9 protein-coding genes are annotated in these 7849 nt (G+C 71.5%); 4 read left to right on the top strand and 5 right to left on the bottom strand.

The window, feature by feature from the left end; genetic code table 11:
- The 3 genes from ACXJLU_RS31870 to ACXJLU_RS31860 all read left to right on the top strand — a co-directional run.
- A partial coding sequence (locus ACXJLU_RS31870) for a hybrid sensor histidine kinase/response regulator (protein WP_457337756.1) occupies positions 1–1376 on the top strand: 1376 nt, incomplete at its 5' end.
- A gap of 100 nt (positions 1377–1476) precedes the next feature.
- The gene (locus ACXJLU_RS31865; protein WP_457337755.1) at positions 1477–1863 is read left to right on the top strand and encodes a hypothetical protein; all 387 of its coding nucleotides are present in this window, start codon (positions 1477–1479) and stop codon (positions 1861–1863) included.
- A gap of 123 nt (positions 1864–1986) precedes the next feature.
- Positions 1987–2757 carry an esterase/lipase family protein gene (locus ACXJLU_RS31860; RefSeq protein ID WP_457337754.1) on the top strand — a complete coding sequence of 257 codons (771 nt, stop codon included), beginning with the start codon at positions 1987–1989 and terminating at the stop codon, positions 2755–2757.
- Positions 2758–2773: 16 nt separating this feature from the next.
- Here the strand turns inward: ACXJLU_RS31860 and ACXJLU_RS31855 are convergent, their stop codons facing one another.
- Genes ACXJLU_RS31855 through ACXJLU_RS31845 form a run of 3 tightly spaced genes read right to left on the bottom strand, consistent with a single transcriptional unit; the run spans position 2774 to position 5544 of the window.
- Complete coding sequence (locus ACXJLU_RS31855; protein WP_457337753.1) at positions 2774–3511, bottom strand: substrate-binding periplasmic protein; 738 nt, start codon at positions 3509–3511, stop codon at positions 2774–2776.
- A 16-nt stretch (positions 3512–3527) separates the two neighbouring features.
- A complete protein-coding gene (locus ACXJLU_RS31850; protein WP_457337752.1) occupies positions 3528–4862 on the bottom strand; it encodes a diguanylate cyclase domain-containing protein in 1335 nt (444 codons plus the stop codon).
- A complete protein-coding gene (locus ACXJLU_RS31845; protein ID WP_457337751.1) occupies positions 4834–5544 on the bottom strand; it encodes a substrate-binding periplasmic protein in 711 nt (236 codons plus the stop codon). The genes ACXJLU_RS31850 and ACXJLU_RS31845 overlap by 29 nt, the downstream gene beginning before the upstream one ends.
- A gap of 189 nt (positions 5545–5733) precedes the next feature.
- On the opposite strand from ACXJLU_RS31845, the gene upp reads away from it, so the two are divergent.
- The gene (gene upp / locus ACXJLU_RS31840) at positions 5734–6366 is read left to right on the top strand and encodes a uracil phosphoribosyltransferase (RefSeq protein ID WP_073468327.1); all 633 of its coding nucleotides are present in this window, start codon (positions 5734–5736) and stop codon (positions 6364–6366) included.
- A gap of 18 nt (positions 6367–6384) precedes the next feature.
- Here the strand turns inward: upp and ACXJLU_RS31835 are convergent, their stop codons facing one another.
- Positions 6385–7728: a sensor histidine kinase gene (locus tag ACXJLU_RS31835; RefSeq protein ID WP_457337750.1), complete on the bottom strand. Its 1344-nt coding sequence runs from the start codon at positions 7726–7728 to the stop codon at positions 6385–6387.
- A gap of 7 nt (positions 7729–7735) precedes the next feature.
- On the bottom strand, positions 7736–7849 hold the full coding sequence (locus ACXJLU_RS31830; protein ID WP_457337757.1) for a helix-turn-helix domain-containing protein: 114 nt from the start codon (positions 7847–7849) through the stop codon (positions 7736–7738).

Genomic DNA, 7849 nt, shown 5'->3' with positions numbered 1-7849 from the left:
GTGCGGGCCGCGCCCGCGCCCTGCCGTGGCAGGCGGTGCAGGCGCTGCCGCTGATCAACGGCGACCGGCTGCTCGGCGCGCTGCTGGTGGCGACCGACGACGCGCTGCAGCGGCCCGACTGGCGCGTGCTCGACGACCTGGCCGCGCGCGCCGCGGCGGCGCTCGAGAACGCGATCCTCTACGGCAGCCTGCAGGGCGAGATCGTCGAGCGGCGCGCCGCCGAGATGCAGCTGCAGGAGGCCGGCCGGCGCAAGGACGAGTTCCTCGCGATGCTGTCGCACGAGCTGCGCAACCCGCTGGCGCCGATCCGCACCGCGCTGGAGGTGATCCGCCGCATCGCGCCGCCCGATCCGAAGATCGGCTGGGCCACCGACATCATGGTGCGCCAGCTCAAGCAGATGACGCGGCTGATCGAGGAGCTGCTGGACGTGGCGCGCATCAGCCAGGGCAAGATCGTGCTGAGCCGCGAGAAGGTCGACCTGAACGCGGTGATCCTGCAGAGCGTCGAGACCGCGCAGCCGCTGATCGACGCCCGCGAGCAGCGGCTGCAGGTGCTGCCGTTGGCCGAGCCGATGTGGCTGCACGGCGATTTCGCGCGGCTGGCGCAGATCGTCTCGAACCTGCTGAACAACGCGTCGAAGTACAGCGAGAAGGGCACGCGCATCGCGCTGGAGGCGAGTGCCTCGCCGCAGGGCGCGGTGATCCAGGTCAGCGACCAGGGCATCGGCATCGATGCGCAGCTGCTGCCGCGCATCTTCGACCTGTTCACGCAGGGCTCGCGCACGCTGGACCGGGCGCAGGGCGGGCTGGGCGTCGGGCTGACGCTCGCGCAGCGGCTCGCGCAGATGCATGGCGGCAGCCTCGAGGCGGCCAGCGAAGGCATCGGCCGCGGCGCGGTGTTCACGCTGCGGCTGCCCTGCGTCGGCCTGGTGCGCAGCGGCGAGGCCGGCGGCCCGGCGCCCGAAGCGGGCACGACGCACCCGGCGCGCGTGCTGGTGGTCGACGACAACCACGACGCGGCGCACAGCGTGGCCGACCTGCTCGCGCTCGGCGGGCACGAGGTGCGCACGGCTGCCGACGGCCGCGAGGCGCTGACGGTGGCCGAGCACTTCAGCCCCGAGGTGGTGGTGCTCGACATCGGGCTGCCGATCCTCGACGGCTACGAGGTCGCGGCGCGGCTGCGCACGATGGACGGCACGCGCGGATCGCTGCTGCTCGCGCTGACCGGCTACGGCCAGCAGGACGACCGCGCGCGGGCCAAGGCGGCCGGCTTCGACCACCATTTCGTGAAGCCGGCCGATCCGGTGGCGCTGCAGAAGTGCATCGACGGGTGGTTGCGGCAGCGTGGCGACACGGAGCGGCAACAGGCGGGCTGACCGCCCCGCCCCGCAAAACGACCGCGGCGCGCCAGGACGAATGGCCCCAGGGGGCCGCCTGGCAGGGAACCGCAGGCGCCCGGCGGTTACTGATGCGCGCATGAGTGGCTGGCGCGATTATCTGTGGATCACCTGGTGGCGTTCGCTGTGGGACGGCGACGGCCCGCACGGGCGCGCGCACCCCGCTGCGCGCCCGCCGCGGACCCCGAAGGAGCGGCTGCAGCATCGCCTCGTCGACGACTACGCCCGCCACGTGGCCGGTGCCGACGGCGTCGTGCGCACGCTGCGCCGCTGGATCGACGGGCTCGGCGGCCACCTCGACCTGTCGCGCTGCGAGCGCGCCGCGGTGCGCCAGTTGCCGAAGGAGCTGATCGACGACTGCATCTCGTATGTCACGCAGCGCAGCCGGCATGAACAACTGCGCATCACGCTGCCCGACGGGCTGAACCAGCAGGTCGGCTGGTGGTCCGACTACGGCCTGGGCTGATCCCTGTGGCCGGCGCGCCTGCACGGCACTGCCGCTGAGTCCTACACCGTTTGCATCATTTGCCCGATAGGCAGCGCCGCGCCACGGCCCTAGCCTGGGACCAACGAATTTCAGGAGTGTTCCATGGGTCCCAGCACCGATGCCTGCTCGCCGTCCGCGGCGCTGGGTCTTGCGCCGATCTCCCGCCCGGCCCTCGGCCTGCTGGTCAGCGAACCGTGGCGCGCCGCCGTCGAGCTGGCCTCCCATAAGCTGCGCCGCGGCTTCTCGAAGGTGCAGCAAGCCGGCGACGGCCACCCGGTCGTCATCTTCCCCGGCCTCGCGGCCGATGGCGCGGCGGTCGCCACGCTGCGCGAGCACTGCACCTCCCTCGGCTACACCGCGTTCGACTGGGGCCGCGGCCTGAACGTCGGCCCGCGCGGCGACGTCGACGCCTGGATGGCCAACCTCGCCGACCATGTGCAGACCCTGCTGAAACCGCACGGCGGCCGCGCGACGCTGGTCGGCTGGAGCCTCGGCGGCCTTTACGCCCGCGAACTCGGCAAGCTGCTCGCGCCGCAGGTGCGCCGCGTCATCACGATCGGCACGCCGTTCAACGCCGAGGCCGACCACAGCCACGTCGGCTGGCTGTACCGGCTGCTGAACGGCGCGCCGGCCCGGCTCGACGCCGCGATGAGCCGCCGGCTGCGCACGCCGCCGCCGGTGCACACCGCGTCGATCTACAGCCGCAACGACGGCATCGTCGCGTGGCAGACCTGCATCCACGGCCCGCAGGAGCATGCCACCGGCCTGGTGCGCGACCTCGAGGTCGACAGCAGCCACATCGGCATGGTGTGGAACCCGCGCGTGCTGAACGCGGTCGGCGACCTGCTGGCGCTGCCGGGCAGCGGCCACTGATCCACCAGCAAACGGGTCAGCGCCCCGGCGCCCCCATCAGCCGCGCCAGCGTGCCCTCGGCCTTCACCTTCTCGAACGCCGCCCGCGTGCGCGCCACCACGTCGTTGGGCGTGGCCTTGCTGTAGGCCATGAACAGCCCGGTCGACAGCCCATCCAGCGTGTAGACCTTCTCCAGCATCGCGGCGCAGTCGATGTGCGACTCCTCGCACAGCTGCCGCGCGTCGCGCTCCGGCATCGGCACCAGCTGCACCTGGCGGTGCAGCAGCTTGCGGAAGTTGTCGCCGTTCTGCGCCGACACCACCAGCCGCGTGAAGCCCTGCGACTGCAGGTACTGCTGGCGCACGTCGTCGCGCATCACGCCGACGCTGTAGGCCTTGGCGTCCTGCAGCGTGCGCACCACCACCTCGGTGTCGGTGCGCAGCTTGTACAGGTGGTACTCGATGCGCATGAACTCGCCGGCCCACTTGAACTTGTCCTCGCGCTGCGGCGTGCGCGCGATCATGAAGATCAGCACGTTCGGCTCCTGCAGCGCCATGTCGTAGGCGCGTGCCCACGGGTAGATGCCGGCCCGGTAGTCGGTGAAGCCGGCGCGCTGCATGGTGGCCGCGACCACCTCGCTGGCCGGGCCGAGCACGCGGCCGGCGCTCAGCCAGGTGTAGCCGGACTCCTCGGTGACGCCGCGGATCGCCTGGGCGTGCGCGGCGGCGCCGGCACACGCCAGCGCGACCGCGAGAACCGTGTGAATGCAACGCATGTCTTCCTCCTTCGGATCAGGCGGCCACCTGGTCGCGGCCTTGTCGCTTCGCGCGGTACAGCGCCTGGTCGGCGCGGTGCAGCAGCGCATCGAAGTGGTCCATCGTCTCGGGATCGAACTGCGCGACGCCGATGCTCAGCGTGACGCGCGGCGCGACCTGCGACGCGCTGTGCGGGATGTCGCGCCCGGCCAGCGCCTCGCGCAGCCGCTCGGCCGCGGCATGCGCCTGCCCGGCATCGACCGCCGGCAGCAGCACCGCGAACTCCTCGCCGCCGATGCGCGCGGCCAGTTCGCCGGCGCGGCCGAAGGTCTCGCGCAGCGTCTGCGCGATCTGGCGCAGGCAGTCGTCGCCGAGCGCATGCCCATACGTGTCGTTGTAGCGCTTGAAGAAATCCACGTCGCACAGCAGCACCGACAGCGGCTGGCTCAGGCGCTGCGCGCGGCGGAACTCGACATCCTTCACCTCGTCGAAGTGGCGCCGGTTCGCGAGGCCCGTCAGCGGGTCGCTGCGCGACAGCTCCTCCAGCTGCGCGTTGGCGGCACGCAGTTCGGCGGTCTGCTCGTCGACCAGTTCGGCCAGCCGGTCGCGGTGCGCAGCCAGGTCGCGCTCGTCGCGGCGCTGCCGCTCCAGGTAGTCCGACAGGTTGCCCTGCAGCTGGTTGACGCCCGATTCCAGCAGGCTGAGCTCGTCGCGCCGGCCCGGCGCGCGCTCGAGCCGCAGCCGGTGGTCCAGCGTCTGCGGCGTCAGCGCGGCGAGGTGGCGCGCCATGCGCCGCACGTGCACGGTGACGGTGCGGTTGAAGACCCACATCACCAGGCCGGCCAGCAGCAGCGACTGGATCAGCTGGGTCAGCACGATGCCGGCCAGCTCGCCGCGCAATCGCGCCCACAGCACGCGTTCGTCGCCTTCCAGCGTCAGTTCGCCGACCACCTCGCTCGCGCCGGGATAGGGCTCGTAGTTCAGCTGGCGGTGCAGCACCGGCGCGCGCTGCGAGGGTTCCGCACCGTCGCGGCGCTGCGCCATCAGCTCGGTGGTGCGGCCGTTCTGCAGCAGCCGCAGCTCGACGCGGCCGACCGGGCTGACCTGCGCGACGCCGTTGACGTGGGTCTGCAGCGCGTCGCGGTCCATCTCCCAGATCGCCTTGGAGAGCGTGCGCTGGAACACCTGGTCGATCAGCGTCAGCTCGGCCGTCATCGCCGCCAGGTTGGCCTGCCAGGCCGACCAGGTGCGCACCGCCACCGCGGCCCCCGTGAAGACGATGCCGAACACCAGCGTCGCCAGCACCAGCTGGCGGCCGAGCGAGCCGTTCAGCCCGCCGTTGTCAGAGCCACTTGCGCTGGAGGCTCTCATAGGTGCCGTTGCGGCGGATCGTCTCCAGCCCCTTGCGGAATCGCTCGACCACGTCGTCGGGCGTCTTCAGGCTGAAGGCCATGTCGAGCCCGCCTTCGGTGCCGAGGTCGGTGAGGGCGAGCGTGCGTTGCACGGTGCGGGCGGGGTCGTCGCCGGCCTGGCGCACCAGGTACGCGGCGTTCAGCTCGTTGGCGATCCACAGGTCGACGCGGCCGCCCTTCAGTTTCTCGTAGTTCAGCTCGTAGCGGTTGCTCGACTGCAGGTTCTGGCCGATCTGGAAGCCGTTGGCGACCAGGTACTGCTCGCCGGCGTCTTCGTTGACGGTGGCGATCTGGAAGCGGCGCGCGTCGTCCAGCGTCTTCACCGGCGGCGTGCGGTCGCTCATCGAGAACAGGTACCAGCGTGTGGGTGCGATCACGCCGACCCACTTGAAGCGCTTCTCGCGCTGCGGCGTGCGGGTGATCGAGTAGATCAGCACGTTCTCCTGGTTCAGCGCGATGTCGTAGGCGCGTGCCCAGGGCATCACCTGGATCGGCGTGCCGGCGAGGCCGGCCTCCTTCAGCACCGCCTGCACGACCTCGGTGCCGAGGCCGGTGATCTGGCCGTTCAGCGTCATGTTGTAGGGCGGCAGCTCCTCGGTGACGATGCGCAGCGATTGCGCGGCGGCCAGCAGGGGCAGCATCCCGAGCAGGCAGCAGGCAAGACGGCGCAACGGGGAAAGAGCGGACATGCGGGACCCGGCAGACGGAGCAACGCCTTTTTTTCGACCACTCGGGCCAGCGACTTGAGCGCAGCGGCGCGGCGTGGCGTGACGAAATGCTGGTTCGCCGCGGCGGGAGCCGATATAACTGACGCACCCCGAGGAGAGCCCATGACCGCACCCGTGCACCACATCACCCACCCGCTGATCCAGCACAAGCTGACGCTGATGCGCCAGAAGGACCGCAGCACCAACAGCTTCCGGCGGCTGCTGAACGAGATCAGCATGCTGATGGCCTACGAGGTCACGCGCGACATGCCGACGCAGATGATCGAGATCGAGACACCGCTCGAGACCATGATGGCGCCGGTGATCGACGGCAAGAAGACGGTGTTCGTCAGCATCATGCGGGCCGGTGCCGGCTTCCTCGACGGCATGCTGAACGTGGTGCCGGGCGCGCGCATCGGGCACGTCGGGCTGTACCGCGACCCGAAGACGCTGGTGGCGGTGGAGTACTACTTCAAGATGCCGGCCGACATGCACGAGCGCGACGCGATCGTGCTGGACCCGATGCTGGCCACCGGCAATTCGGCGGTCGCGGCGGTGGACCGGCTGAAGGAGACGCGGCCGAAGTCGATCCGCTTCGTGTGCCTGCTGGCCGCACCGGAGGGGCTGGCGCACTTCCGGTCGGCGCACCCGGACGTGCCGGTGTACACCGCGGCGATCGACCGGCAGCTGGACGAGCACGGCTACATCGTGCCGGGGCTGGGGGATGCGGGGGATCGGTTGTTCGGGACGAAGTGACACCCACCTCCGTCAGGCTCAGGGCGAACGGGGTGGGAGGTCGGTGCTCGTCGGCACCGTGATCACCACGCGCAGCCCGCCATCCGGCCGGTTCGCCAGCGCGATGCGCCCGCCATGCGCCTCGGCGATCTCGCGCGCCAGCGCCAGGCCCAACCCGGTGCCTGCCCGCTTCGTCGAATAGAACGGCAGCAGCGCCTGCGCGAGCACGATGTCGCTCATGCCCGGGCCGCGGTCGCCGACCTCGAAGCGGATCTCCGCGCCGCTGTCCACCAGCGACAGCGTGACGCCCTCGGCCGGCCCGCCCGCCTCGTGCGCGTTCTTCAGCAGGTTGATCAGCGCCTGCTCGACCTGCGCCGCATCGAACACGCCGGCCCGCGCCGGCAGCTCGCCGCTGCGCGTGAACGGGTACTGTGCCGCCAGCGCGTCCAGGAACGGCGCCCACTCGACGCGCGCGAGCCGCGGCGCCGGCAGCTTCGCGAAGCGCGCGTAGCCGTCGAGGAAACCGTGCAGGTGCCGCGCGCGCTCGCCGATCGCGGCGAACACCTCCTGCAGCCGCTGCGCATCGCCGCGCCGCGCCAGCTCGGCCCCGCTGTGCGCGAGCGACGAGATCGGCGCCAGCGAGTTGTTCAGCTCGTGGCTGATGACGCGGATCACGCGCTTCCAGGTGGCCACCTCTTGCCGCGACAGCTCGCGCGTCATGCGCCGGAACAGCAGCAGCCGGTGCGGCCGGCCCTGCAGCCGGAACTGGCGCTGCGACAGGTGGAAGGTCTCGTCGCTGCCGTCCAGCGTGACGCTGAACAGCGCATCGGTGCCCTCCTCGACCGCGCGCACCAGCGCCGGCGGCAGCGTCGCGAGCAGCGCGCCGAAATCGCTGCCCTCCAGGCTGCGGCCCTCACCCAGCAACTGGCGCGCCGCGATGTTGGCATAGGCGACACGCTGCCGCACATCGGTCAGCACCAGCGCGACCGGCGTGTTCTGCACCACGGTGTCGAGCAGCAGCTCGCGCTGCGCCAGGTGCTGGCGCTGGTCGCGCAGCGCATGGCCCAACGCGTTGTGGTGGCCCACCAGTGCGCCGAGTTCACCGCCATGGTCGTCGCTGATCGACACGCTGAAGTCGCCATCGCGGTAGCTGAGCACCGCACTCTCCAGCGAGCGCAGCAGCCGCTTCAGCGGCGCGACCAAGCGCGACGAGCCCCAGGCCGCCAGCAGCAGCGCGAGCACCGCGGCCGCACCGACCAGCAGCGCCGCGTGGCCGCCCCAGCGCGCGAGCGCGGCCAGCACCGCCGCATGCAGCGCGGCACCGGCGCCCAATGCGACCACCAGTGCCAGCAGCAGCCGTGTGCGCAGGCTCACCGGGCGCATGCCGTGCTCAGACCGGCAACCCGTAGCGCTCCATGCGCCGGTACAGCGCCTGGCGCGACAGCCCGAGCGCCGCGGCGGCGCGGCTGACGACGCCGTCGGCGCGCGCCAGTGCCGCGACCAC

This window comes from Rhizobacter sp. P5_C2 (genome assembly GCF_054049715.1).
Note: the sequence above shows the minus strand (reverse complement) of the source record. Positions and strands in the feature narration are given on the sequence as shown.

What these genes read in the sequence shown, in the direction of transcription:
- ACXJLU_RS31835 (WP_457337750.1), bottom strand. Translation starts at nt 7,728, where the DNA reads ATGCGCCCGGTGAGCCTGCGCACACGGCTGCTGCTGGCACTGGTGGTC.
- ACXJLU_RS31850 (WP_457337752.1), bottom strand. Translation starts at nt 4,862, where the DNA reads ATGAGAGCCTCCAGCGCAAGTGGCTCTGACAACGGCGGGCTGAACGGC.
- upp (WP_073468327.1), top strand. Translation starts at nt 5,734, where the DNA reads ATGACCGCACCCGTGCACCACATCACCCACCCGCTGATCCAGCACAAG.
- ACXJLU_RS31855 (WP_457337753.1), bottom strand. Translation starts at nt 3,511, where the DNA reads ATGCGTTGCATTCACACGGTTCTCGCGGTCGCGCTGGCGTGTGCCGGC.
- ACXJLU_RS31845 (WP_457337751.1), bottom strand. Translation starts at nt 5,544, where the DNA reads ATGCTGCCCCTGCTGGCCGCCGCGCAATCGCTGCGCATCGTCACCGAG.
- ACXJLU_RS31865 (WP_457337755.1), top strand. Translation starts at nt 1,477, where the DNA reads ATGAGTGGCTGGCGCGATTATCTGTGGATCACCTGGTGGCGTTCGCTG.
- ACXJLU_RS31860 (WP_457337754.1), top strand. Translation starts at nt 1,987, where the DNA reads ATGGGTCCCAGCACCGATGCCTGCTCGCCGTCCGCGGCGCTGGGTCTT.